Raw genomic sequence first — 278 nt, 5'->3', positions numbered from 1 at the left:
CGAGGATTTGGAGATCGGCTACGCCACGCTGATCTCTGACATCTCGCGCCGATCGAGCGATTCCTTCGCCACCGCCGTCGATCTTGCCCGCCAGGATGGGATGACCGAGCGGCTATTGCCCCGCAATGGGGAACTGGAGGACGAGGTTGGTGCGCTGCGCGGGCGAGTCGACACGTTGCTGACCAGTCGCGCCAGCCTGCAGGAGGAACTCTCGGGCCTGCGTGATCAGTTCGATGCGGTCAGTGAGGAACGCGACCTGGCGTTCGTGGAGAATGACC

Annotated in this window: 1 protein-coding gene; it reads left to right on the top strand. The window is 63.7% G+C overall.

Going from position 1 to position 278, the window contains the following annotated elements:
- Window positions 1–7 precede the first annotated feature (7 nt).
- Window positions 8–278: hypothetical protein (locus R0J92_RS22660; RefSeq protein ID WP_411053317.1), on the top strand; the 271-nt coding region annotated here is incomplete at its 3' end.

Origin of the sequence: Tritonibacter sp. SIMBA_163, assembly GCF_046535935.1 — a bacterium.
Taxonomy (GTDB): Bacteria; Pseudomonadota; Alphaproteobacteria; order Rhodobacterales; family Rhodobacteraceae; genus Epibacterium; species Epibacterium scottomollicae.
The sequence above is the reverse complement of the archived record's forward strand: the minus strand, read 5'-3'. Positions and strand labels throughout refer to the sequence as shown.